Source organism: Pannonibacter phragmitetus DSM 14782 (assembly GCF_000382365.1).
In the GTDB taxonomy this organism is placed as follows: Bacteria; Pseudomonadota; Alphaproteobacteria; order Rhizobiales; family Stappiaceae; genus Pannonibacter; species Pannonibacter phragmitetus.
Genome location: NZ_KB908215.1, coordinates 30956 through 53551, shown reverse-complemented (window position 1 = coordinate 53551; position 22596 = coordinate 30956). Strand labels below are relative to the sequence as shown.

20 protein-coding genes and 1 tRNA gene are annotated in these 22596 nt (G+C 63.0%); 11 read left to right on the top strand and 10 right to left on the bottom strand.

What is annotated here, in order from left to right; translation table 11 throughout:
* Positions 1 to 44 precede the first annotated feature (44 nt).
* Both H163_RS0100295 and H163_RS0100290 read left to right on the top strand, forming a co-directional pair.
* Positions 45 to 1283, top strand: a complete 1239-nt coding sequence (locus H163_RS0100295) for an MFS transporter (RefSeq protein ID WP_019962532.1) — start codon at positions 45 to 47, stop codon at positions 1281 to 1283.
* Between the two features lie 292 nt (positions 1284 to 1575).
* Positions 1576 to 3705, top strand: a complete 2130-nt coding sequence (locus tag H163_RS0100290) for a sodium-translocating pyrophosphatase (protein WP_019962531.1) — start codon at positions 1576 to 1578, stop codon at positions 3703 to 3705.
* 82 nt (positions 3706 to 3787) lie between these two features.
* Here H163_RS0100290 and H163_RS0100285 read toward each other — a convergent pair whose 3' ends face one another.
* Positions 3788 to 4225: an outer membrane protein assembly factor BamE gene (locus H163_RS0100285; protein ID WP_019962530.1), complete on the bottom strand. Its 438-nt coding sequence runs from the start codon at positions 4223 to 4225 to the stop codon at positions 3788 to 3790.
* A gap of 130 nt (positions 4226 to 4355) precedes the next feature.
* Between H163_RS0100285 and H163_RS0100280 the strand changes: the two genes are divergently transcribed.
* From H163_RS0100280 to H163_RS0100255, 6 genes are all read left to right on the top strand, one after another.
* The gene (locus H163_RS0100280; protein ID WP_019962529.1) at positions 4356 to 4910 is read left to right on the top strand and encodes a ubiquinol-cytochrome C chaperone family protein; all 555 of its coding nucleotides are present in this window, start codon (positions 4356 to 4358) and stop codon (positions 4908 to 4910) included.
* Entirely contained in the window at positions 4903 to 5466 is a 564-nt protein-coding gene (locus tag H163_RS0100275) for a YceD family protein (RefSeq protein WP_019962528.1), read from the top strand. The genes H163_RS0100280 and H163_RS0100275 overlap by 8 nt, the downstream gene beginning before the upstream one ends.
* A 210-nt stretch (positions 5467 to 5676) precedes the next feature.
* Positions 5677 to 6741: a phosphate acyltransferase PlsX gene (gene plsX, locus H163_RS0100270; protein ID WP_026355279.1), complete on the top strand. Its 1065-nt coding sequence runs from the start codon at positions 5677 to 5679 to the stop codon at positions 6739 to 6741.
* Complete coding sequence (locus H163_RS0100265) at positions 6738 to 7715, top strand: beta-ketoacyl-ACP synthase III (RefSeq protein ID WP_019962526.1); 978 nt, start codon at positions 6738 to 6740, stop codon at positions 7713 to 7715. Before plsX ends, H163_RS0100265 begins: the two co-directional genes overlap by 4 nt.
* 151 nt (positions 7716 to 7866) lie before the next feature.
* Entirely contained in the window at positions 7867 to 8181 is a 315-nt protein-coding gene (locus tag H163_RS0100260; RefSeq protein ID WP_019962525.1) for an integration host factor subunit alpha, read from the top strand.
* A gap of 22 nt (positions 8182 to 8203) precedes the next feature.
* Positions 8204 to 8824, top strand: coding sequence for a MerR family transcriptional regulator (locus H163_RS0100255; RefSeq protein ID WP_019962524.1), 621 nt, complete (start codon positions 8204 to 8206; stop codon positions 8822 to 8824).
* 563 nt (positions 8825 to 9387) lie between these two features.
* Here H163_RS0100255 and H163_RS0100250 read toward each other — a convergent pair.
* From H163_RS0100250 to H163_RS0100230, 5 genes are all read right to left on the bottom strand, one after another.
* Positions 9388 to 9464 (bottom strand) — tRNA-Pro (locus H163_RS0100250).
* On the bottom strand, positions 9455 to 10762 hold the full coding sequence (locus H163_RS23855) for an O-antigen ligase family protein (RefSeq protein WP_026355278.1): 1308 nt from the start codon (positions 10760 to 10762) through the stop codon (positions 9455 to 9457). Before H163_RS23855 ends, H163_RS0100250 begins: the two co-directional genes overlap by 10 nt.
* Positions 10759 to 12372: an undecaprenyl-phosphate glucose phosphotransferase gene (locus tag H163_RS0100240; protein ID WP_081625928.1), complete on the bottom strand. Its 1614-nt coding sequence runs from the start codon at positions 12370 to 12372 to the stop codon at positions 10759 to 10761. The genes H163_RS23855 and H163_RS0100240 overlap by 4 nt, the downstream gene beginning before the upstream one ends.
* The gene (locus tag H163_RS21835) at positions 12372 to 13592 is read right to left on the bottom strand and encodes a glycosyltransferase family 4 protein (RefSeq protein WP_019962522.1); all 1221 of its coding nucleotides are present in this window, start codon (positions 13590 to 13592) and stop codon (positions 12372 to 12374) included. The genes H163_RS0100240 and H163_RS21835 overlap by 1 nt, the downstream gene beginning before the upstream one ends.
* Positions 13593 to 13695: 103 nt before the next feature.
* Positions 13696 to 14253, bottom strand: a complete 558-nt coding sequence (locus H163_RS0100230; RefSeq protein ID WP_019962521.1) for a polysaccharide biosynthesis/export family protein — start codon at positions 14251 to 14253, stop codon at positions 13696 to 13698.
* Between the two features lie 193 nt (positions 14254 to 14446).
* On the opposite strand from H163_RS0100230, the gene H163_RS24555 reads away from it, so the two are divergent.
* The gene (locus H163_RS24555) at positions 14447 to 16768 is read left to right on the top strand and encodes a GumC family protein (RefSeq protein ID WP_019962520.1); all 2322 of its coding nucleotides are present in this window, start codon (positions 14447 to 14449) and stop codon (positions 16766 to 16768) included.
* 35 nt (positions 16769 to 16803) lie between these two features.
* Here H163_RS24555 and H163_RS0100220 read toward each other — a convergent pair whose 3' ends face one another.
* The gene (locus H163_RS0100220) at positions 16804 to 17937 is read right to left on the bottom strand and encodes a GNAT family N-acetyltransferase (protein WP_019962519.1); all 1134 of its coding nucleotides are present in this window, start codon (positions 17935 to 17937) and stop codon (positions 16804 to 16806) included.
* Positions 17938 to 18150: 213 nt separating this feature from the next.
* Between H163_RS0100220 and H163_RS0100215 the strand changes: the two genes are divergently transcribed.
* Positions 18151 to 19233, top strand: coding sequence for a polysaccharide deacetylase family protein (locus H163_RS0100215; protein WP_019962518.1), 1083 nt, complete (start codon positions 18151 to 18153; stop codon positions 19231 to 19233).
* On the opposite strand, the gene H163_RS0100210 is transcribed toward H163_RS0100215, so the two are convergent.
* A complete protein-coding gene (locus tag H163_RS0100210; protein ID WP_026355277.1) occupies positions 19193 to 19405 on the bottom strand; it encodes a DUF2842 domain-containing protein in 213 nt (70 codons plus the stop codon). The genes H163_RS0100215 and H163_RS0100210 overlap by 41 nt on opposite strands.
* A 156-nt stretch (positions 19406 to 19561) precedes the next feature.
* On the opposite strand from H163_RS0100210, the gene H163_RS0100205 reads away from it, so the two are divergent.
* Positions 19562 to 20644, top strand: a complete 1083-nt coding sequence (locus H163_RS0100205) for a COX15/CtaA family protein (RefSeq protein WP_019962516.1) — start codon at positions 19562 to 19564, stop codon at positions 20642 to 20644.
* A 36-nt stretch (positions 20645 to 20680) separates the two neighbouring features.
* Here H163_RS0100205 and H163_RS24220 read toward each other — a convergent pair whose 3' ends face one another.
* Together H163_RS24220 and H163_RS0100200 are read right to left on the bottom strand one after the other, a co-directional pair.
* A complete protein-coding gene (locus tag H163_RS24220) occupies positions 20681 to 20926 on the bottom strand; it encodes a hypothetical protein (RefSeq protein WP_147290404.1) in 246 nt (81 codons plus the stop codon).
* 378 nt (positions 20927 to 21304) lie between these two features.
* A complete protein-coding gene (locus H163_RS0100200) occupies positions 21305 to 22594 on the bottom strand; it encodes an O-acetylhomoserine aminocarboxypropyltransferase (protein ID WP_019962515.1) in 1290 nt (429 codons plus the stop codon).
* Between the last annotated feature and the right edge of the window lie 2 nt (positions 22595 to 22596).

Here is a 22596-nt window from a genome sequence, read left to right as displayed (position 1 = left end):
ACCCAGCCCCAAAGCCTGCCCAAGAGCCAGTCTGGAGCCTGTCCATGTCCTCTCAGCCTTCCCTTTCGCCTGCACAGGACGCCGCTGCGGATGGTGACCGCATTGCCCGGCGCAATGCAGCGATTCTTGCCGCAGCACAGGCTCTCGGCGGGGCGACGGCCTCCATCGTCATCGCCACCGGCTCACTGACAGCGGCCTCGCTTCTGCCGGAAGCCCCAGGCCTTGCGACGCTGCCCATCTCCTGCATGATCCTTGGAACGGCCATCGGCACCCTGCCGGCCGGAGCGGTGATGAAGCGGGTGGGGCGGCGGACTGGTTTTCTCGGCGGTTCGGTGCTGGGCTTTCTCGCCTCGCTGCTGGCGGCCTGGGCCATCCTCATCGGCAGCTTCTGGCTGTTCACACTGGCCTGCGCGCTGGCGGGCACGGTGACGGCCTTCGTCCAGCAGTTCCGCTTTGCGGCCGCCGATACGGCGAGCGATGCCTTCCGCCCCAAGGCGATCTCCTGGGTGATGGCGGGCGGCGTCTTCTCCGGAATCATCGGGCCTCAGACGGTGATCTTCACCAAGGACCTCTTCGCGCCGGTGCTCTTTGCCGGAACCTATGCCGCCCTTGGCGGCCTGTTCCTGCTGATGGGCGTCATCCTCACCTTCCTCAAGGTCCCGCCCGTCAGGGAGAAGACTGTGGCGGATGCGCAGGCCCGGCCGCTGGGCGTCATCCTGCGTCAGCCGTCCTTCGTTGTCGCCGCCGTCTGCGGCATCTGCTCCTATGCGCTGATGAGCCTTGTGATGACGGCAACGCCGCTGGCCATGATCGGCTGCGGCCTCAGCGAAACCGATGCTGCGCTGGCGATCCAGTGGCATGTGCTGGCCATGTTCGGCCCCAGCTTCTTCACCGGCACGCTGATCGCCCGTTTCGGCGAGCGGACCATCGTTCTCACCGGCCTTGCGCTGCTGTGCGGCTGTTCCGTGATTGCGCTCATGGGGCTTGAAGTGGCGCATTTCTGGAGTGCGCTGATCCTCTTGGGCGTCGGCTGGAACTTCGGCTTTGTCGGCGCCACCAGCATGCTGACGCGCTGCTACCGCCCCGCCGAGCGGGCGACGGTGCAGTCCTTCAACGATTTCCTCGTCTTCGGCTTCGTGGCGCTGGCATCCTTCTCTTCCGGCGCGCTGCTGCACAGCTTCGGCTGGGCGACCGTCAATCTGCTGGTCTTCCCGCTTGTCCTCGTCTGCGTGATCCTCATGTTCGTGCTGGCAAGAGGCACACGTGAACCGGCGTTGTCTTGATTTGTTCCAAGTAAAAACAACCCTTTCGCAACCTTTTTTGCATCGCGGCATTTGCTGGATAAGTACCTGCTGCGTTGCAGTGCATGTTTTCGTGTCTCTTGCGAAAATAAACGAGGCCAAGGACTTGACCGGCCCCATGTTCACTCTGCTAACGTAACGCTGTTGCGCCTTGCTGCGGAATGAGAGTGGACTTGCCGGAGCCCTGGCGCGCGTCGCAGCCCGTTGGAAGTCAAGATAAAATGCTGTCATAGAACGATCGGATTGCCGGGCTGCCCATTCATTGGGAGGACTCATGACCGAGCTTGTCGTCGTCATTGCCTGCGGCCTTCTGGGTCTGGCTTACGGGGGCTGGGCGATCCAGTCTGTGATGGCATCCGATGCGGGCAACGCCCGGATGCAGGAGATCGCGGGGGCGATCCAGGAAGGTGCGCAGGCCTATCTGACGCGCCAGTACACAACCATCGCCATCGCCGGCGCGGTCATCTTCGTCCTTGGCGCCTGGCTGCTGGGCCTTGCCGTCGCCATCGGCTTTGCGGCTGGCGCCATTCTCTCCGGCCTTGCCGGTTTCATCGGCATGATGGTGTCGGTCCGCGCCAATGTGCGCACGGCGCAGGCCTCCAGTCAGAGCCTTGCAGCCGGGCTGGAGATTGCCTTCAAGTCCGGTGCAGTGACCGGGATGCTGGTGGCAGGCCTCGCGCTGCTGGGCGTCACGGTCTATTTCGTCATCCTCACCCGCGTTCTCGGCTATGACCCGACGAGCCGCAGCGTCATCGACGCGCTGGTGGCGCTCGGCTTTGGCGCCTCGCTTATCTCCATCTTCGCCCGTCTGGGCGGCGGCATCTTCACCAAGGGTGCGGATGTGGGCGGCGATCTTGTCGGCAAGGTGGAGGCAGGCATCCCGGAAGATGATCCCCGCAACCCGGCAACCATCGCCGATAACGTCGGTGACAATGTCGGCGACTGCGCCGGCATGGCGGCGGACCTGTTCGAGACCTATGCGGTGACGCTGGTCGCCACCATGGTTCTGGCGGCGATCCTCTTTGCCGGAACGGCGGCGACGGCTCCGGCCATGCTCTATCCGATGACGATTGGCGGGGCCTGCATCCTCACCTCGATTGCGGGCACCTTCTTCGTCAAGCTTGGAGCCAACAACTCGATCATGGGGGCGCTCTACAAGGGCTTCATCGCCACATCCGTGCTCTCGCTCATCATCCTGTTTCCGGTCACGTACCTTGTCTTCGGCGGTATGGGCGTGGTGCTGACCACCAGTGGGGGGCTCTCCTTCACGCCCATGTCGCTCTATCTGTGCGGTGCCGCCGGTCTGGCCGTCACCGGGCTGATCATCTGGGTGACGGAATATTACACAGGCACCGGCTACCGCCCGGTCCGCTCCATCGCTCAGGCATCCGTCACGGGCCATGGCACCAACGTCATCCAGGGCCTTGCCATTTCGATGGAGGCGACGGCCGTTCCCGCGCTGATCATCATCGCAGGCATCATCGTCACTCATTCACTGGCAGGCCTCTTCGGCATCGCCATTGCGGTGACCACGATGCTGGCGCTGGCCGGCATGGTCGTGGCGCTGGATGCCTTCGGCCCGGTGACGGACAATGCCGGCGGCATCGCCGAAATGGCCGATCTTCCGGCAGAAGTGCGCGTGACGACGGATGCGCTGGATGCGGTGGGCAACACCACCAAGGCCGTGACCAAGGGCTATGCCATTGGTTCGGCCGGGCTCGGCGCGCTGGTGCTCTTTGCCGCCTATACGGAGGACCTGCGCTACTTCATCTCCAACTCTGATCAGTACCCCTATTTTGCCGGGCTGACGGTGGATACGCTCGATTTCTCTCTCTCCAACCCTTACGTGGTCGTCGGCCTCTTCTTCGGCGGGATGCTGCCTTATCTTTTCGGCGGCATTGCCATGACCGCCGTGGGCCGGGCCGCCTCTGCCGTGGTGGAGGAGGTGCGCCGCCAGTTCCGCGAAAAGCCGGGCATCATGGCCGGCACCGAGCGGCCCGACTATGGCCGGGCGGTGGACATGCTCACCCGCGCTGCCATCCGCGAGATGGTCATCCCCTCGCTGCTGCCGGTGCTCTCGCCTATTGTCTGCTTTTTTGCGATCAACGCCATTGCAGGCAAGGCCAATGCCTTTGCGGCTGTCGGAGCGATGCTGCTCGGCATCATCATCACCGGGCTTTTCGTCGCCCTGTCGATGACCTCCGGCGGCGGGGCCTGGGACAATGCGAAGAAATACATCGAAGACGGCCACCACGGCGGCAAGGGCTCCGATGCCCACAAGGCCGCAGTGACCGGTGACACAGTGGGTGACCCCTACAAGGACACAGCTGGTCCGGCAATCAACCCGATGATCAAGATCGCCAACATCGTCGCCCTGCTGCTGCTGGCGGTGCTGGCGCACTAGGATCAGGGCTTCTGCCACCCAAACAAAAATCCCCCGGAATGCTCTTCCGGGGGATTTGCATTCTTGCAGCTTTCCGATCGGCTCAGAGGCCCAGCGACGGGTTGGCCGCGCCGCGCAGGATCTGCGTCAGGAAGCCGTAGTCGGAGCCGCCGGTACGGGTCTTGCGGCCGATGAAGTCGAAGACCTTGCCATCCTGCATGCCGTAGTTGGCGATGTCCTTCACAAAGCCATCCTGATCGAAATAGATGGCGACCACCCGCTGCTCGACGATCTTCGGTTTCATGAAGGCGGTCGTCTCGGCGGTCTGGGAGATGTAGTAATAGGCGAGACCTTCAATCTCGGATGTGGTGGACGGTGACCCGAGGACCAGCTCGACATTCTCCTTGCTCGACCCCACCTGTACCTGCTGAAGCATGTCGGGGGAGATGGAATGGCCGTGATTGTAGGTCTGGGTGAAACATCCGCCCACGGTCAGCCCGAGGAGAATGGGAAGCATCAGCACATGCGCCTTGGTCTTCATTCGTCGTTCCTGTCCCGTATGAACCGGCCTTGCAGTCCGGTGCGTATTTGAATTCGTTCCTTGGCAAAGCAAGTAACCTGCGTTAGGGCACAAGGCAACACCGTCCGCTCGGGATCAGTCGAGGCATTCCATGGTATTTGGCCTTTTCCGCCGCCGTACCCGGCCATCCGAATACGCTCTTTATGGCGCTATCGTGGCTCAGGCGCGTCAGCCTGCCTTCTACGCAGCACTTTCTGTGCCTGATACCGTGGATGGCCGGTTCGACATGATGATCCTGCACGCTGTTCTGCTTTTCCGCCGTCTGCAGGGGGAAGGCAAGGAGGCCGCTGCCACGTCGCAGGCGGTTTTCGACCTGTTTTTCCGCGATATGGACGCTTCCTTGCGCGAAATGGGCATCAGCGACAACCGCGTGCCGAAAAAGGTGCGCAAGATGGCAGAGGCCTTCTACGGCCGTGCCGCTGCCTATGGCGAGGCGCTGGACAGCGGCAATGCGCAGGATCTGGCGGCAGCCATCGGCCGCAACATCTTCACCGAAGCCGCCAATCCGCCGGCTTGCGACAAGCTGGCGCTTTACATGATGGATGCGGTCAAGACACTGGCGGACCTGCCGCTGGATGACATCATGACCGCCAAACTCGCCTGGCCCGACGTGCCGGCGCTTGAGGGAACCCCGAATCATGACTGATGTGCCGACACCCTTTTCGCACCGCTTTCAGGTGTCGCGTCTGGGCAACACGCCAAAGATCGTGGAACTGACGGCTGATGCGGAGGCGCTCGCCCGCATTGCGGAAGCCTATGGCCTCGACAGCCTGACCCGTTTCACCGCCACGCTGGAAGTGCGGCCGTGGAAGAAGGCCGGTGTCTTTGTGACGGGCGATCTGGAGGCCGAAGGGGCGCAGCGCTGCGTCGTCACGCTGGTGCCGCTGCCGATGAGCGTGAAGGACCATTTTGAGCGTGCCTATGAGCCGGAACTCGACCCGCGCCGCCGCAATCCGGACCTTGGCGAGGATGGCGAGATCGAAATCGATCTGGAAGCCCCGGAGCCGCCCGATGCGATCGAGGACGGAATGATCGACCTGGGCGCGCTCGTCTGCGAGCAGTTCGTCCTGGCGCTGGACCCGTTCCCGCGCGCCGCTGATGCGGAACTGGAGTTTGAGGCGCCCGCAGACATCGAGGAGGAAGAAGAAAAGCCTTCCCCCTTCAAGGTGCTGGAGCAGCTCAAGAACAAGGACAAGCCATAAGGGGGAGCGGGCGAGGGGCAAAAACGGTTGTTTCCCGCCCCAAAACCGTTATGTTCGCCGCGCTGTACCTGCAAGATGGCGGACTGACCCTTTAGCCACCCCGGCATGCTGTGGCGGATCTGCCAGCATCAGAGTGGCAGTCTCGAGATGCTTTCGCGGCCTCCGGCCCTGATGAGCGCTCCCAAGCGAATGGACGACAAGAACCTTCAGATGGCAAAACCCATTCATATTGCCCTTGATGCCATGGGCGGCGACGCCGGTGCCGAAATGGTGCTGCCGGGGGCAGAGCTTGCGCTGCTGCGCCACCCCGGCATCCGGTTTCTGATTTTCGGGCAGGAAAAGATCGTCCTGCCGCTGCTGGAAAAATATCCGCGTCTGCGCGATGCCTCCACCTTCTTCCACTGCGAAGTGGCGGTGTCCATGGACGCCAAGCCCAGCCAGGCGCTGCGCCAGGGGCGCTGGCGCTCCAGCATGTGGCGCGCCATCGAGGCGGTGAAGAACGGTGAGGCTGACGTGGCCGTGTCGGCGGGCAACACCGGCGCGCTGATGGCCATGTCCACCTTCTGCCTGCGCACCATGGCCAATATCGACCGCCCCGCCATCGCCGCCATCTGGCCGACGGCGCGTGGGGAAAGCGTGGTTCTGGATGTGGGCGCCACCATCGGCGCCGATGCGCAGCAGCTGATCGATTTCGCCATTCTGGGCGGGGCAATGGCCCGCGCCCTCTTCGGTGTTGAAAAGCCGACCGTCGGTCTGCTCAACATCGGCGTGGAAGAGGTGAAGGGCCTGGAAGAGGTCCGCACCGCCGGCCGCATCATGCGTGAAGCGCCGTTCCGCTCCTTCTCCTATGCCGGTTTCGTCGAAGGCGATGATCTGGGCAAGGGCACCGTCGATGTGGTGGTGACCGAAGGTTTCGCCGGCAACATTGCCCTGAAGACCGCAGAAGGCACCGCCAAGCAGATCGCGGGCTATCTGCGCGCTGCCATGAACCGGTCGCTGTTCTCCAAGCTCGGTTATCTGCTGGCCCGCGGCGCCTTCAACCAGCTGCGCGAGAAGCTTGACCCGCGCAAGGTGAATGGCGGCGTGTTCCTCGGCCTCAACGGCGTCGTGATCAAGAGCCATGGCGGCACCGATGCGGAGGGCTTCGCCAGCGCCATCGCGCTTGCCCATGACATGGTACGCAACGAACTTCTGCAAAAGATCTCCCAGGACCTCGTCCACTATCACCGTGGCCGTTTTTCCGTGTCCGCTGAAACTCCCGAAGGTGACGAGTGACCACCATCCGTTCGACCGTTCTCGGCTGCGGCAGCTATCTGCCCGAGAAAATCCTCACCAATGAAGACCTCGCCCGCATGGTGGACACCACCGACGAGTGGATCGTGCAGCGCACCGGCATCCGCCAGCGCCACATCGCCGCCGAGGGCGAGTTCACGTCCCATCTGGCGATCAAGGCTGCCGAGCGGGCTCTCGCCCATGCAGGCCTCACGGCGCAGGATATCGACACCATCATTCTGGCAACCGCAACGCCGGACAACACCTTCCCGTCCACGGCGGTGCAGGTGCAGGCAGCCCTCGGCATGCGCCACGGCGTGGCCTTCGATGTGCATGCGGTGTGCTCGGGCTTCGTCTTTGCCCTGACGACGGCAGATACGTTCATCCGCTGCGGCCAGGCAAAGCGCGTGCTGGTGATCGGTGCCGAGACCTTCTCCCGGATTCTGGACTGGAACGACCGCACCACATGCGTGCTCTTTGGCGATGGCGCCGGTGCGGTGGTTCTGGAAGGGCGGGAAGCCTCCGGCACCGTGGCCGATCACGGGATCTTGACCTCGCATCTGCGCTCGGACGGCCAGCACAAGTCCAAGCTCTATGTGGATGGCGGCCCCTCCACGACCCAGACGGTCGGCCACCTGCGCATGGAAGGCAAGGAAGTCTTCAAGCACGCGGTGGGCATGATCACGGACGTGATCGAGGATGCCTTCAAGGCCACGGGCCTGACCGGTGAAGATCTCACCTGGTTCATCCCGCATCAGGCCAACCGGCGGATCATCGACGCCAGTGCAAAGAAGCTTGATATTGCAGCGGAAAAGGTCGTCGTCACTGTCGATATTCACGGCAATACATCTGCGGCGTCTATTCCCCTGGCACTTGATGCTGCCGTCAAGGATGGCCGCGTGAAGTCCGGTGACCTGATCATGCTCGAAGCCATGGGCGGCGGCTTCACCTGGGGATCGGTCCTGTTGCGCTGGTAAGCAGTTTTGACGGGACTGTGTCATCACCTTGCGTGAAGCTGACAGCGTTCATATCTGCGGTTGACCCTCGTTTGCGGACGCAATACCGTACGTCCGGAAAAGAAGTTCCACTGCAAAATCAGCCGGATCACGCTCCGGGCGAGGAGGAGGCATGGGTAACAGGACCATCACGCGCGCTGACCTTTGTGAGGCCGTCTACCAGAAGGTAGGTCTGTCCCGCACGGAATCCTCCGAATTGGTGGAGCGGGTGCTTTCAGAGATTTCGGATTGCCTGGTGACGGGCGAATCCGTCAAGCTCTCCTCCTTCGGGTCATTCCTTGTGCGCTCCAAGGGCGAGCGCATCGGGCGCAATCCGAAAACCGGCGAGGAAGTGCCGATCTCGCCGCGCCGGGTGATGGTTTTCAAGCCCAGCAACATTCTCAAGCAGAAGATCAACGAGTCGCTGGCAGGCAACGGCAGCGACTGAGCTTCCGAACCGGTGACGCAGCATGAGCATGTCTGAAAAAAGCCCGGACGCTTTCCGGACCATCAGCGAAGTGGCGGAAGATCTCGATCTTCCCCAGCATGTGCTGCGCTTCTGGGAAACCCGCTTCACCCAGATCAAGCCGCTGAAGCGCGGCGGCGGACGGCGCTACTACCGACCGGATGACGTGGAGCTGCTGCGCGGCATCCGCCATCTTCTTTACGGTGAAGGCTACACGATCAAGGGCGTCCAGCGCATCCTGAAGGAGCAGGGCCCCCGTTTCGTCATGCAGATCTGGCGCGAGGACGCCATTCCGCTGGCGGCTGCTCCGCGCATGGATGACATGGACGACGAGGACGGTGCAGCCGTTCCTCCGCCGCCCCAGCGCAAGCCCCAGGTGGTGATGCAGGAGCCGGAGCCCCCGCGTGATACGGGCGGCCTGCCAAGCGAGGTTCTGCCGCGCGGGCTTCTGGCGGACAATGATCCGCGCGCCCACGCCGCACAGGGCAAAGGCTTTCGCTTCATGGAGCGTTTCCTCTCCGACCGCAATGAAGAGGCGGGCCTGTCCAAGGACGACGTGCGCCGGCTTCAGGCAACCCTGTTCGAACTGCTGGAATGCAAGCGCCTGCTGGATCAGGCGCGGTAGGGCGCCGGATTCTGCATCCACCGGGGTGCCAGCGAGTTTGCCGCAAAATCCGCCCCACACTCCGTCATGCCATGACGTGATCATGGCACCCATTCCCTTGCCTATCCGCACGGTTTTCACATCGAGTAGGGCAGCGAAACGCTTGTCCGGATCGGGATGAGAGGTCACGGCATGGATGGCATGATCAAGTCATGCCATGACGAAAATGGATGGGTTGAGGGGACAGGAGAGGGGCTGAGACGAGCGGGATGGGCACGGCGTTGATGTTGCATCCACCGGGGTGCCAGCGAGTTTGCCGCAAAATCCGCCCCACACTCCGTCCTGCCATGACTTGATCATGGCATCCATTCCCTTGCCTCTCCGCACGGCTTACGCGTCGAGTAGGGCGGCGAAACGCTTGTCCGGAGCGGGATGAGAGGTCACGGCATGGATGGCATGATCAAGTCATGCCATGACGAAAATGAGACGCCTGGCGAGTTGCAGAGCCCATCCGTCATCTCACAATGTCAGGAAAAATGTCGCCGGTGCCACTTGCCATGCTCCGTGGAGCTTTCGGCTTTAAGTGGTCGGGCAGGCCGGATTCGAACCGACGACCCCTTGACCCCCAGTCAAGTGCGCTACCAGGCTGCGCTACTGCCCGACGACAGGGCTCTCTCTATCCGCTTCCTTTGCCCGGCGCAAGACTTGCCTTGCATTCAAATCCACAGTCCGCTGTTTTTGCTCAAGCTTGTGGATGGCGATGAGGCCCCAGGCGAGGCCGAGCAGCAGGAAATAGTGGCGCCAGTGGTCGATATCGATGATCACGCTCATCAAGGCATGGCCCACGAGCACCGCAAAGACGCAGTGGGCAAAGCCTGTCCAGTGCCTGTGCTGGAAGAGCAGGGGCACGAGAGCGGCAACCGTCCAGATCACCAGCAGCGGATAGACCACGCCGCCGAGCCAGCCATAGGAGGTGAAGGCCTTCAGATAGACGTTGTGCTCGTCCTCGGGAAAATACTTGTTGAACTCCAGCGGTCCGAGACCAAAGGGGCGTTCCATCACCATCTCGAAGCCCATGCCATAGCGGGCAAAGCGGCCGAGACGGGCGCCGTCATAGTCCTGCACGAGTCTTGCCCGCTCGCTGAACATGGCGGCGACGCTGTCTATGGACAGGGCGGCAGCAAGAAGCAGCAGCACGGCGGCAAGCCCGCCCGCGCCCACCAGCACCAGCCGCAGCCGTTCCCGGGGGCGGCGCTCATGGATGAGACTGAGCAGGTAGACGATGATGCCGGACAGGGCCAGGAGGCCCCAGGCGCCGCGCGAGAAGCTGAGGAAGATGCCCAGCACCAGCACGGGCAGAATCAGCAAGGCGGCAGGGCTTGAGAACAGGCCGCGCGTCAGCAGCCGGTGAACCAGCAGCACCGCGGGCAGCACCAGGAACGGGCCGAAGACATTGGGGTCGGCAAAGGTACCCCGGGCGCGGCCGTAGAGCGTGAAGAATTCGCTGCCGGGGAACAGCCGGAAATAGGCGGCAATGCCTATGGAGGCGCAGAGCAGCGCGCTTGCAACATAGGCCCGCTCGATGAGGAACAGCCTGCCGGGGTCGGCGCTGACAACGGCTGCATAGAAGATCGCCGTTGCGGCCAGAAAGCCGGAGACGGCCATGTACATGGCTGCGGTGGGCACATCGCGGGCAAAGGGCACCGCCATGGTGCCGCCGGCCATGAAGAGGATGAGAAGCACCGTCAGCGGGCCGAACTCAGGCCGCAGGCGCAGCCCGAACAGAAGCCACAGCACCAGAAGCCCGGCCATGAACAGCTCGTAAGGCGCGGGTTCCTGGATCACAAAGCCGCCGAGGAACACTGCCACCCACAGGGCCGCCGCGCTGATGCGTGACACAGGGATCAGCAGCCTGCGGCCGCTGCCCTGTTGTCCCGCAATGGCGGCCCCGGTGCTCAATAGGCGTTCTCCGTGTTCAGCAGTCGGATAGGGGTCAGCGCGAGAATCTTGATGTCGAAGAAGATGGACCAGTTCTCGATGTAATAAAGATCGAACTCGACACGCTTCTGGATCTTCTCCGGCGTATCCACCTCACCGCGCCAGCCGTTGATCTGGGCCCAGCCGGTGACGCCCGGCTTCACCTTGTGGCGGGCGAAGTAGCCGTAGACCACCTCATCCCACGTCTGGTCATTGGTGTGGGCATTGACCGCATGCGGACGCGGGCCGACGAGGGAGAGGGTGCCTGCCAGCACGTTGAAGAGCTGCGGCAGCTCGTCGATGGACGAGCGGCGGATGAAGCGGCCCACCTTGGTGACGCGCGGGTCGCCCTTGGTCACCACCTTCTTTGCGGCGGGGTCGGCCATGTCATGGAACATCGAGCGGAATTTCAGCACGTCGATGATCTCGTTGTTGAAGCCGTAGCGCTTCTGGCGGAACAGCACCGGGCCGCGGCTGTCGAGCTTGATGGCGATGGCGGTTGCCAGCATCACCGGCGACAGGGCAATGATGGCAAGGCTTGCCACCACCACGTCGAAGACCCGCTTGGCCACCATGTCCCAGTCTGTGATGGGCTTTTCGACCACATCAACGAAAGGCACCGCCCCGATGAAGGAGGAGGCGCGGTTGCGGAAGCGCATCTTGTCCGTATGAGCGGAAAGGCGGATGTCGATGGGCAGCACCCAGAGCTTGCGCAGAAGCTCAAGGACGCGCTTTTCGGCGCGCAGCGGAATGCAGACGATCAGCATGTCGATGCGGGCGCGGCGGCCAAATTCCACCAGTGCATCGATGTTGCCCAGTTTCGGATACCCGGCCACCACTTCCGGCGAACGGTCATTGGCGCGGTCGTCAAAGATGCCGCAAATGCGGATGTCATTGCCGCTCTGGCTTTCCAGCTCATGGATAAGATCAGCGGCGGCCTGTCCGCCCCCGACGATGACCGCGCGCCGTTCAAGCCGGCCTGAGCGGATCCAGGAGCTGACCAGCCGCGACAGGATAAGGCGGCTGACAACCAGTCCAAACAGGCCCGAAGCATACCAGAGACCGGCGGCCTGCGGCGCGATGTGGCGCGGCAGGTCGGTCGTTACGAAGGTGATGGCGAACATCGCCAGGACCAGCGTCCAGCCACCGGCAATACGTCCGGTCTGGGCAAGGCCCGAGCGCAGGACGCGGACCTGATAGGCATCAAAGCCCTGAAAGAAGGCAAGGGTGAAGAAGAGCGCGGCCGCGACGGCGCCGAACGTCAGCGCGGTGAAGGGCGTGCCGGAGAAACTGAGGCTGGCAAAGCCCGTTGCAGCGACGATGATGACATCGAGCAACCGGACCGAGCCTTCGAGCACCGGCTGGGAGATGCCGTCACTGCGAAGGCCGCGGGCGATTTCTTCGGCCGCAGGCGAAAGCGCGGTGCCCGGGCCGCCGCCGGACCGGCTGCCGTCTCCGGTGGAAGTTGAACGGCGTAGCTCTTCCGAAAGCCGCTTACGCAGGCTCTCGGCGTCGTCTGTGGCTTTTGCCGGCCCTTCCAAAGGAGCCGTCAGGGCTTGGGAAATGGGGGGAGTCTTGGAATCGGTCGTCATTATGATCCCTGCTTGCTCGATCCCGCCAAAAGCGAAGCGCTTTGGGCGAGGGAGGAAGTGGCTTCCGTGCCTGTCACAGCAGGAATGCCAAGTAATTGATGATAAAAAGAAATGACAAGCTCCCCCATCCGCGCAGCGGTGAAGGTGCTCATAATGCTTTGCCGCACTTCTGCGGTCTGGGCGCGGGCCCGCTCCGGACTGGCCATGACCGCGCGCATGGCGCTGGCAAGGCGGCTGCTGCTGCCGGAATCGACGAGGCGGTCTGCATGAACGCCAAAGATCTCGGGAATGCCGCCGACCCGTGTCGCGACGATGGGCATGCCCGCGCCGATGGCCTCCAGAACCACATAGGGCATGGCCTCTGCGCGCGAGGGCACAACGACGCAGCGGCCCATGGCAAAGGCGCGGCGCGCGGGCAGGGCGCCTGTGAAGGTGATGCAATCCGCCAGGCCCAGTTGAGCGGCTCTTGCCTCAAATTCGGCTCGTTGCGGGCCTTCCCCAGCGATGACGGCGCTGATCTTGCGTCCGGTCTGCAGTGTCAGGTCGTAGATGGCATCTATGAACAGGTCCGTGCCCTTGAGCTGGCGGAGCATGCCGACATAGACAAAGTCCGCGGCATTGGCCTGCTGGGCGACCGGCTCGAAGTCTTCGCTGAGCAGGCCATTGTAGACAACCCGTGAGGGGACACGCAGGGCGCCGATCTTGCTTTCATAGGCGGCCTTTTCGTAGTCGGCGACGAACAGCAACCCATCGGTGAAGCGGTTCTGCAGGCGCTCAATGGCGTGATAGATCCGCCCTTCGCACCTGTTCGGATCGTAGTGGAGGCTGCCGCCATGCGGCGAGTAGACCCGCACGGGGCGCTGCTTGCGCCCGCGCAGCAGAGAGCCGATCAGGCGCACATAGGCTCCGCCCTTTGCGCCATGCCCATGCAGCACATCCGGTGCAAGCGCGCGCACGCTGCCATAGAGACGGGCTGCAGCAGCGATGTCCTGAATGGTGAGGTGCCGGCGCATGGCAAAACGGGTGACACCGAGCGCAAGATGCGGGCGAAGCTTGTCGAGAATGGCAAGGTCGAAGGCAGAGCCTGTGGAGGAATCGCAAACGAGCCCAACTTCGTGGCCTGCTGCGGCCTGGGCTTTGGCCAGATCGTGAATATGCCGGATCGTTCCCCCGATCGGAGACCGGAGGCAATGCACAATCCGCAGCGGCTGCGAATTCATCTGAAACTCCCTGACCTCACACGGGCTCTCTTTACGGAACTCTCGTGTGGACAGGAAGCAAACTAGATCAAAGGGATGATTTCCAGGTTAATCCGCACCCGCCTCAGAACAATCTTTCGCGGACATGGATTGTGTCGCCCGGACGTACGGGATCGGTAATGGGAACGCGGCCATTGAGGATTTCGCCATTGATCTGACGCGTCAGATCCGCGCTGGCCTGTTCTGCGCGGGCGGAGAAGCCGCCGGCGGTTGCTATGGCGTTCTGAACGGTCATTCCGGGAACATAGGCGTATTGGCCGGCAGCCTGCACTTCGCCCATGACGAAGATCGGGCGGTACTGGTCAACCTCAACCGACACATTCGGATCGCGCAGGAAGCCCTTGCGCAGCGAGGCTTCGATGGCCTTGGCAAGCTCCTGCTGTGTCTTGCCGCGTGCAGGAACGGAGCCGATCAGGGGCATGGAAATATAACCAGCCTGATCAACCACATAGGTGTTGGACAGGTCATTCTGGCCAAAGACGATGATGCGCAGGCGGTCGCTGGAGTCGAGCCGGTAGGGCTGGGTCAGGATTTCGTGAAAGGCAGACGGCGGGCGCTTGTAGCCGCTGCACCCCGCAAGGGTGAGGGCGATGGCAAAGGCTGCGAACAGGCGCGCGTACATGACTTACTCCAGGCTGACACAGAGGCACATTCGCAAAACGTGGTTAATGGCGCGTGAACGTATAGCTGGCCCGGAGTGGTATTTAACGTTCATTTATAAAGGTTAATTTCCATTTAAACTGGAAATGGGATTGCTTAATGGTTCACTTACCATGTTTTGCCATTGTCGCTCTAACAAGTGTGGAGTGAGGTGCATGGGCGGGTCGAAGGACATCTATCAGCCGCAGGATATGGCGCTGGATCTCGGCGGCCTGCTGCGTGCTATTGCCCGGTCCTTACGCTGGCTGTTGCCGCTGACGCTGATTGTGGCGGCGCTTGTCTTTGCCGGTTTGCAGTTCGTACCCGAAAAGTTCAAGGGCGAGGCGCGGGTCCTGATCGAGACGGCCGATGCCCTGTTTCCCGGCGCTGCCCGCGGGGCGGAGGACGAGCGCGCACTGCTGGACAGCCAGGGCGTCGCCAGTCAGGTACAGCTTCTGACTTCCGTCGACCTTGCCCGCCGTGTTTCGCAGCGGATGAACCTGGCAGCCGTGCCCGAGTTCAAGGCCGAAACGCAGGCCGGAACCTTGCAGCAGCTGATGATCAGCATCGGCCTGTCTCCCAGCCCGTCGCGCATTTCGGCCGAAGAGCGTCTGCTCCGCCATTTTGCCCGCAATCTTGACGTCTACCGTGTGGAAGGCTCGCGGGTGATCGCGGTCGAGTATTCCGCCAAGAGCGCGGTTCTGGCAGCTGAAATTGCCAATGCCGTGGTGGACGAGTATCTGCAGATGCAGTCCTCCGCCAAGCGGGAAAGCCGCGCCGCTGCAGCCTCCGCATTGGAGCCGCAGATCCGCCGTCTGACGCAAGAGGTGCAGACCGCACGCAAGGCCGTGGAAGACTTCCGCGCAAAGGCGGACCTCCTGACCGGCGCCGGCGACCGGACGCTCAACGAACTTCAGCTGTCCGAGATCAGCTCCCAGCAGTCTTCCGCACAGGCTGCTGAAGCCGAGGCGGCGGCCAAGGCCGCGCAGCTGCGCAGGCTGCTGGAAACCGGCGGCTCGCTGGAAGGGGCGAGCGAGGTGCTCAATTCAGGCCTGATCCAGCGTTTGCGGGAACGGCAGGTGGAAATCCAGTCGCGGGTTGCCGAACTGTCCACGACGCTTCTGCCCGGCCATCCGCAGATCCGTGCCCTGACGTCGCAGCTCGCTGACTATGACGCGCAGATCCGTTCCGAGGCGCGCAAGATCCTGACCGGACTGGAAAATGACGCGGCTGTGGCAAAGCAGCAGGCCGCAGCCCTGAAGAGCCGGGTCGAAGAGCTCAAGGCCGAAGCTGCGCGCTCAAGCGCAGATCAGGTGCGCCTGCGCGAGCTGGAGCGCGAGGCTGACGCGCGTGCGGTGCAGCTGGACGCGCTCATGGCGAGCTATCGCAACGCGGATACGGGCCGTAATGCAGAGACCTTACCGGCCGACGCCCGCGTGATTTCGCGGGCAGGGGTGCCCATCGAGCCCTATTCGCCGAAGATCGGGCTGTTCACCTTCATCTCGGCCCTCGCCACCTTCCTGCTGGGCTGCGCGATTGTCATCCTGCGTGAGTTTCTCTCCGGTGACGCGCTGAAGCCTGTCAACGAGGCCGAAGCCTACACGGCGCCCGTCATCCTGCGTGGCCCTGAAGCGGACCCGGAAGACCTTCAGGCGGAAGACCTTCGGGTGGAAGACCGGCGTCAGGGCAAGCAGCCGGAGACGGACCCTGCCGAAGAAGCTCAGGAGAGGATGACCGCAGAAGAGCAGGACGAAGACCGTTTTGCTGAAACCGGTTCAGATGAGCGGCTGTTGCGCTTTCTGCCGGATGACGAAGGCCAGGACGGTGAGGCCGAAGCGGCTGAAGCCGAGGTGTCCCGTCAGGCTGAGGTTGCTGGCAGCCTGCGTGCCGCCGCCAGTGCAGCATCCCTTGCCGCAACGCCCGTGATGGGCGGGGCAGACGCTGCCCCTGAGGATGAAGCCGGCGAAACAGCGCCGCGCCGTGTCGCCGTTGTTGCGCTGACGGATGCGGAACTGTCTCATGACTTTGCCTTCCGGCTGGTCCGGGATCTGGCGGGCCATGAAGATGAGCGCGCGCTGCTGGTCGAGGTTTTTCCCGAGAGCGAAGATCCCGGCGCAGCGCCCGGCTTTGCCGATCTGGTCTTCGGCAAGGCGTCTTTCTCGTCCGTGATTTACCGTGATGCCGGATCACGGGCGCATATCATCGAGGCGGGCCGTCCGGCCTTGAGCGATGATGTTGTCGACGAGCGTTTTCCGCTGGTGCTGGACGCCATCGACGCCACCTATGACCGGATCGTTGTTGATCTCGGCAAATTCACTGAAACGGCGGCTGCTGCCCATATGCTTGGCTTTGCCGAGGAGGTGGTGGTGACGGTCCCGGCGGACATTCAGCCGCGCATTCTGGCTGAACGGCTGGATCTGATCGCCTCGCAGACGGATGCCGACGTGCGGGTGAAGCGTATCCGCCGGCGCAAGGGGACCGGGGAAGCTGCTGCCTGATACGCCCCTCTGGGATGCAATGCGGCCGTAGGCCTTCATCCCTTCAGGCGGCGGAGCGCAGCTGCAAACCGCCGGACAGCCCGGACGCCGGCCCAAAGCGCAGGGGTTTGACGCAGCCGTCTCACCACCGTGCGCCGGATATCCAGAACCTGCCTGATCAAGCGCCCGCGCATGTCCGCCGCCAGAACAAGATCGCTGAGCGGTTCTGGCTGGGTCCAGGGGTGCTTGTAGCGCTCGTCTCCAAGCCCGAGGTCGAGTGTCCGGATGCCCGGATCCTCGCAGCACGCCGCAATGAGGCTTGAGAGAAGAACGATGCCGGGACTGAACTGGGCATGGCTGCCGGTGCCGATGCTGTTGGCATAGGCGTAGCATGTGCTTCCGGAAAGGCCTGAAAGATAGGCCGCAAGAACCTCGCCTTCTGCCTCCAGCACCTTGATCTGCAGCGCCGGGAAGGGTTTGTTCGCCCCTTCCAGCAGCAGTTTGCGCAGAAAGGCCCGCTGGCCGGGGGCGGAAAAGCCGCTCGGGATGCCGGTCTGCCGGGCGCGTTCCTGCCGCTGATTGATCAGGGTGTCGAGCCCTGCCTCGATCTCTGCGGCCGTCTCCAGCGTGCGGACGGCAAAGCCGGGAAGGGCTTCCAGCGCCTTTTGCTTGCGCGCGTCCTTCTTGCGGCTGTCCTTGGACTGCAGGCGCGTCCGCAGCATTGCGAAAGGCTCTGCCACCGCGCCACGGAAGACAGCATCCTTTGCAGGCGTACCCTGGTGGGCGAGCGGGTGCGGGCGGCCCTCCCAGGTGAGGGGAATGTTGCGCAGGTCAACCAGACTGGCACCGGCCTCCCTTGCCGCCTGCAGCAGCAAGCGGGACAGCTCAAGCGGATCAGCGGCGGCATAGACATCGGCCCGCCACAGGCCTGTATTCTGGTTGCCCTGCTGCCAGCCCATCCATTCCAGCACCGTGGCTCCGCCGCGCCTGTTGAGAGCCAGTGGAAGGATCATCGCAGGCCCTGAGGCGTCTTCGCTGATGATGATCAGGGGCCTGACGCCCAGAGCGCTGCCCACATGCACATGCCAGGCCTCAAGCCAGTCGAAACGCTGATAGTGGCTGTAGATCCCTCCCGCCTGGAGCTGCAGCCAGCGGCTGCGGGCTTCTCCGAGGCTTTCAAGATGGGTCACGGCTGGAGAACTTGCGGGCGCAAGCGATGGTGCAGCCGGAGAGGTGGGGAACTCCGTCCGGTCAATGGATCTTGCTGCTGTTCCGGCTGACCGGTGCATGCCCATCGGCCTTCTGTCTGCGTCATGTTGCCTGAGCCGTAGCATTGCACCAAAGGCTGAAAAAAGTGTACCAAGGGCCGGAAGGCCGAAGCGGCCGGGAGAACGGCAACGGGAATGAGCCAGCGGCGGCAGCTATTCGATACAGGGTTCTGGCTGCTTCGCCGCAGCAGGCTTGGCCATGTGCTTGCCCCGTTCACTCAGGGTTGTGGCCTGATCTTCACCCTTCACCGGGTGCGTCCGGCCAGTCAGGACCCGTTCCAGCCGAACCGTCATCTTGAAATCACGCCGGAATTTCTCGCTCAGGTGATCGAGCGTGTCCGCTCTCGCGGCTACAAGTTCGTTTCAATGGAAGAGGCCGTCGACCGGCTGAAGCTCTGCTTCGGGCAGGAGCGCTACGCTGTGCTGAGCTTTGACGACGGCTACCGGGACAATCTGACGGTCGCCTATCCGCTGCTCAGGCAGATGGGGGTTCCCTTCACCCTGTTCCTGACGTCGGGCTTTCTTGACCGGACCTCGGAGCTCTGGTGGATCGCGCTGGAGCGGATGATTGCCGCTCAGGACGTGCTGAATTTTGCCGCGAGAGGGGAGGCCTCGCTCATTCCCTGCGCCACGCTGGAGGAGAAGCAGGCCTGTTATGCAGCGATTGTCCAGCTTCTGACAGAAGAACTGGACGAAACCGGCCAGCGGGCCATGGTGCGCGAGCTTTGTGCGCTGAACGGCTTTGATCTCAGGGCACTGGCCGATGAGGAGATGCTGAGCTGGAACGAAGCGCGCAGTCTGGCACGTGATCCTCTGGTGAGCATCGGCGCCCATACGCATGATCACCACGCATTGGCCCGCCTGCCGGAAGCGGAGGCCGAGAGCGATATCCGCCGGGGAATCAAGCGGATCGAGGATGAACTGGGCCGCAGGCCCGCCTTCATGGCCTATCCCTATGGCGGAGCGGAGACCGCAGGCCTGCGCGAGGCGGCACTGGCCGCAGGGGCTGGCCTCAGGGCAGGGGTGACGACTGTTCCGGGCGTGCTCAAGTCCATTCACGCGCGTCAGCCCATGCTGCTGCCGCGCGTCTCGCTCAACGGGCATTTTCAGGGGCCGGAAGTGATCGACGAATATCTGACCGGCGCGCCTTTTGCCCTCTACCGGGCGTTCCGGCAGGTCAGCCGCGCTTTTTCCCGCCGCGCTCCATCCACCAGATGATCGCGCCTGCCGGAATGACCCAGACCAGACCGGCAATGACAAAATAGATCATCCGCACCGTGTTGGACGACTGCTGCAGCGTCATGTCGCCGATGACCATGGCGGTGAGCGCATAGACGACAACAAAGATCACCAGCAGCACCATGCCGATGAATTTCCGCAATGAAGGCATGAACCGGTCTCTCCTTGGCCTGCACCTGTGTGATCCTTGCAGCGATTGCGGGCAGCGTCGCAATGTCGCAATAAGGGAAACCCCGCACGCCGCAGCTTGCTCTCCTCAGGGCGGACCTATATCCCAAGCGGTCAAAGGTCAAATCCGGAAGGCGACATGTCCACCTCACAGATGGTTTCAACCCTTGCCCAGACCCCGCAGATGGCCGCGCGCCACCGCACCCAGATCCGCTTCTGGCTCTATGGCATCTGCCTTCTGATCCTCGCCATGGTCGTTGTCGGCGGCGCCACGCGGCTGACCGAGTCGGGCCTGTCGATCACCGAATGGAAGCCCATTCATGGCATGATCCCGCCGCTCAGCGAAGCGGAATGGCTGGAGGAACTCGACAAGTACCGGCAGATCCCCCAGTATCAGCTCATCAACAAGGGGATGAGCCTTGAAGAGTTCCAGTTCATCTTCTGGTGGGAATGGGCACACCGGCAGCTGGGCCGCTTCATCGGCGTGGCCTTTGCGCTGCCGCTGGTCTTCTTCTGGGCCACGGGCCGCATCGAGGGCTGGCTGAAGCCCTGGCTGGTGCTGGGGCTGGCGCTTGGCGGCCTGCAGGGCGCCGTCGGCTGGTGGATGGTGGCCTCCGGCCTCGTGGAGCGCACGGATGTCAGCCAGTACCGGCTTGCCGTCCATCTCACGCTCGCCTGCATCATCTTTGCCTATATCTTCTGGCTCGCGCGCAGGCTTGCGCCGCACACGGAAGCAACGCCTCAGGAGGGCGGCAGGCTGTCCCGCTTTGGGCGGGTGGTGCTTGGTCTGGTCCTTGTGCAGATCTTCCTTGGCGGCCTCGTTGCCGGACTGAATGCGGGCCTCACCTTCAACACCTGGCCGTTGATGGACGGGCAGATCATCCCGGCAGGGCTGCTTGCCATGGACCCGGCCTGGCGGAACGTCTTCGAGAACGTCATGACCGTGCAGTTCCAGCACCGTCTGGGCGCCTATGTGCTGGTGCTGGCCGTGGTGGCGCTTGTGGTGATGACGCTGCGCACCAATGCCCACAAGGGCCTGCGCGGCACCGCTCTCCTGCTCGGCCTTGCCGTGCTGCTGCAGGCCGCCATCGGCATCGCCACCCTGCTGCTGCATGTGAAGCTGGATGTGGCGCTGACCCATCAGGCCATGGCGGTGATCGTGCTGGGCCTTTCGGTGGAATATCTCGTCCGCCTGAAGGGCGAGGCACCGTTCCGCAGTTGAATCAGTTTGTTTGAATCAAGGTGCGAAGCAGCTGAATCAGCCCCGCACCTTTTCCGCCCAAGTGTTTCTTTTCAAAAACAAAATCCCCGCCGGAGCAAACCGGCGGGGCGTGGACAGGCCTCCTCTTTCGCGAAGAGGAAAGTGGGCAACGACACAACCGTTTTCATCATGCCATGACTTGATCATGGCATCCACCCCGTGGGGGGTCATGCATTGCAGGCCTTGAATACCGGCCATTCTCTCTCCGCTGCGCATGCCGGAAAGCTGCGGCATGGATGCCATGATCAAGTCATGGCATGACGGTGGGTGGGGAGACGTCTGTGGGGATGGATGGCTTGCGGCTGTGCTGGGTTTGGAATACGGGCCTGCTCTTTCGCATCTCCCTCCCTTTGCGAAGAGGAAAGTGGGCAACGACACAACCGTTTTCGTCATGCCATGACTTGATCATGGCATCCACCCCGTGGGGGGCATGCATTGCAGGCCTTGAATACCGGCCATTCTCTCTCCGCCGCCTGTGCCGTTAAGCTGCGGCATGGATGCCATGATCAAGTCATGGCATGACGGAGGGTGGGGAGAAGTCCGTGGCGAAAACTGTGGCTTGGTCATGAAAACCCCGCCGGAGCGATCCGGCGGGGTTTTAAATTCATGCCTTAACCAGCCTCAACCCGGCAGCTTGGCGAGGGCTTGCTCGAGGTCGGCGATGATGTCACTTGCGTCCTCGATGCCGATGGACAGGCGCACCACATCCGGGCCGGCGCCGGCGCGGGTCTTCTGCTCGTCGGAAAGCTGGCGGTGGGTGGTGGAGGCCGGGTGGATGATCAGGCTGCGGGTGTCGCCGATGTTGGCAAGGTGCGAGAACAGCTCCACACCGGACACCAGCGCAACGCCCGCGTCATAGCCGCCCTTGACACCGAAGGTGAAGACGGCGCCTGCGCCCTTCGGGCAGTATTTCTGCTGCAGCGCATGGCCCGCATCGCCCGGCAGGGCAGCATAGGACACCCAGGCCACCTTCGGATGGTTCGACAGGAATTCGGCCACCTTCAGCGCATTGTCGCAGTGGCGCTGCATGCGCAGCGGCAGGGTTTCGATGCCGGTCAGGATCATGAAGGCATTGAAGGGCGAGATGGCGGGGCCAAGGTCGCGCAGGCCAAGCACGCGGCAGGCGATGGCGAAGGCGAAGTTGCCAAAGGTCTCGTGCAGCACCATGCCCTGATATTCCGGACGCGGTGTGGACAGCAGCGGATAGCGCCCGCTGGCCGACCAGTTGAACGTGCCCGCATCCACGATGACGCCGCCCATGGAATTGCCGTGGCCGCCCATGAACTTGGTCAGCGAGTGCAGCACCACATCCGCGCCATGCTCGATCGGACGGCAGAGGTAGGGAGTTGCCAGCGTGTTGTCGACGATGAGCGGCACGCCTTTCTTCTTGGCAATGGCCGAGATGCCTGCAATGTCGGTGACGATGCCGCCCGGGTTGGCAAGGCTCTCGATGAAGATGGCCTTGGTGGTGCCGTCAACGGCGGCTTCGAAGGCGGCCAGATCAGACGGGTCGGCCCAGATGACGTTCCAGCCGAAGCTCTTGAAGGAGTGGTTGAGCTGGTTGATCGAGCCGCCATAGAGCTTGGTGGAGGCTACGATGCTGTCGCCCGGCGTCATGATCGTGTGGAAGGCGAGAAGCTGGGCCGCATGGCCGGAGGCCACGGCCAGCGCTGCGGTGCCCCCCTCAAGGGCTGCAACGCGCTCTTCCAGAACGGCGGTCGTCGGGTTGGTGATGCGGGTGTAGATGTTGCCAAAGGCCTGAAGGCCGAAGAGCGAGGCGGCATGATCCACGTCGTTGAAGACGAAAGAGGCCGTCTGATAGATCGGCGTCACGCGCGCGCCGGTGGCCGGATCGGGCTGTGCGCCCGCATGAATGGCCAGCGTCGAGAAGCCGGGTGTACCTGCAGTCATTC

Coding starts and splice junctions, on each gene's coding strand:
- H163_RS0100295 (WP_019962532.1), top strand. CDS start 45: ATGTCCTCTCAGCCTTCCCTTTCGCCTGCACAGGACGCCGCTGCGGAT.
- H163_RS0100290 (WP_019962531.1), top strand. CDS start 1,576: ATGACCGAGCTTGTCGTCGTCATTGCCTGCGGCCTTCTGGGTCTGGCT.
- H163_RS0100285 (WP_019962530.1), bottom strand. CDS start 4,225: ATGAAGACCAAGGCGCATGTGCTGATGCTTCCCATTCTCCTCGGGCTG.
- H163_RS0100280 (WP_019962529.1), top strand. CDS start 4,356: ATGGTATTTGGCCTTTTCCGCCGCCGTACCCGGCCATCCGAATACGCT.
- H163_RS0100275 (WP_019962528.1), top strand. CDS start 4,903: ATGACTGATGTGCCGACACCCTTTTCGCACCGCTTTCAGGTGTCGCGT.
- plsX (WP_026355279.1), top strand. CDS start 5,677: ATGGCAAAACCCATTCATATTGCCCTTGATGCCATGGGCGGCGACGCC.
- H163_RS0100260 (WP_019962525.1), top strand. CDS start 7,867: ATGGGTAACAGGACCATCACGCGCGCTGACCTTTGTGAGGCCGTCTAC.
- H163_RS0100255 (WP_019962524.1), top strand. CDS start 8,204: ATGAGCATGTCTGAAAAAAGCCCGGACGCTTTCCGGACCATCAGCGAA.
- H163_RS0100240 (WP_081625928.1), bottom strand. CDS start 12,372: ATGACGACCGATTCCAAGACTCCCCCCATTTCCCAAGCCCTGACGGCT.
- H163_RS21835 (WP_019962522.1), bottom strand. CDS start 13,592: ATGAATTCGCAGCCGCTGCGGATTGTGCATTGCCTCCGGTCTCCGATC.
- H163_RS0100230 (WP_019962521.1), bottom strand. CDS start 14,253: ATGTACGCGCGCCTGTTCGCAGCCTTTGCCATCGCCCTCACCCTTGCG.
- H163_RS24555 (WP_019962520.1), top strand. CDS start 14,447: ATGGGCGGGTCGAAGGACATCTATCAGCCGCAGGATATGGCGCTGGAT.
- H163_RS0100215 (WP_019962518.1), top strand. CDS start 18,151: ATGAGCCAGCGGCGGCAGCTATTCGATACAGGGTTCTGGCTGCTTCGC.
- H163_RS0100210 (WP_026355277.1), bottom strand. CDS start 19,405: ATGCCTTCATTGCGGAAATTCATCGGCATGGTGCTGCTGGTGATCTTT.
- H163_RS0100205 (WP_019962516.1), top strand. CDS start 19,562: ATGTCCACCTCACAGATGGTTTCAACCCTTGCCCAGACCCCGCAGATG.
- H163_RS24220 (WP_147290404.1), bottom strand. CDS start 20,926: ATGGCATCCATGCCGCAGCTTTCCGGCATGCGCAGCGGAGAGAGAATG.
- H163_RS0100200 (WP_019962515.1), bottom strand. CDS start 22,594: ATGACTGCAGGTACACCCGGCTTCTCGACGCTGGCCATTCATGCGGGC.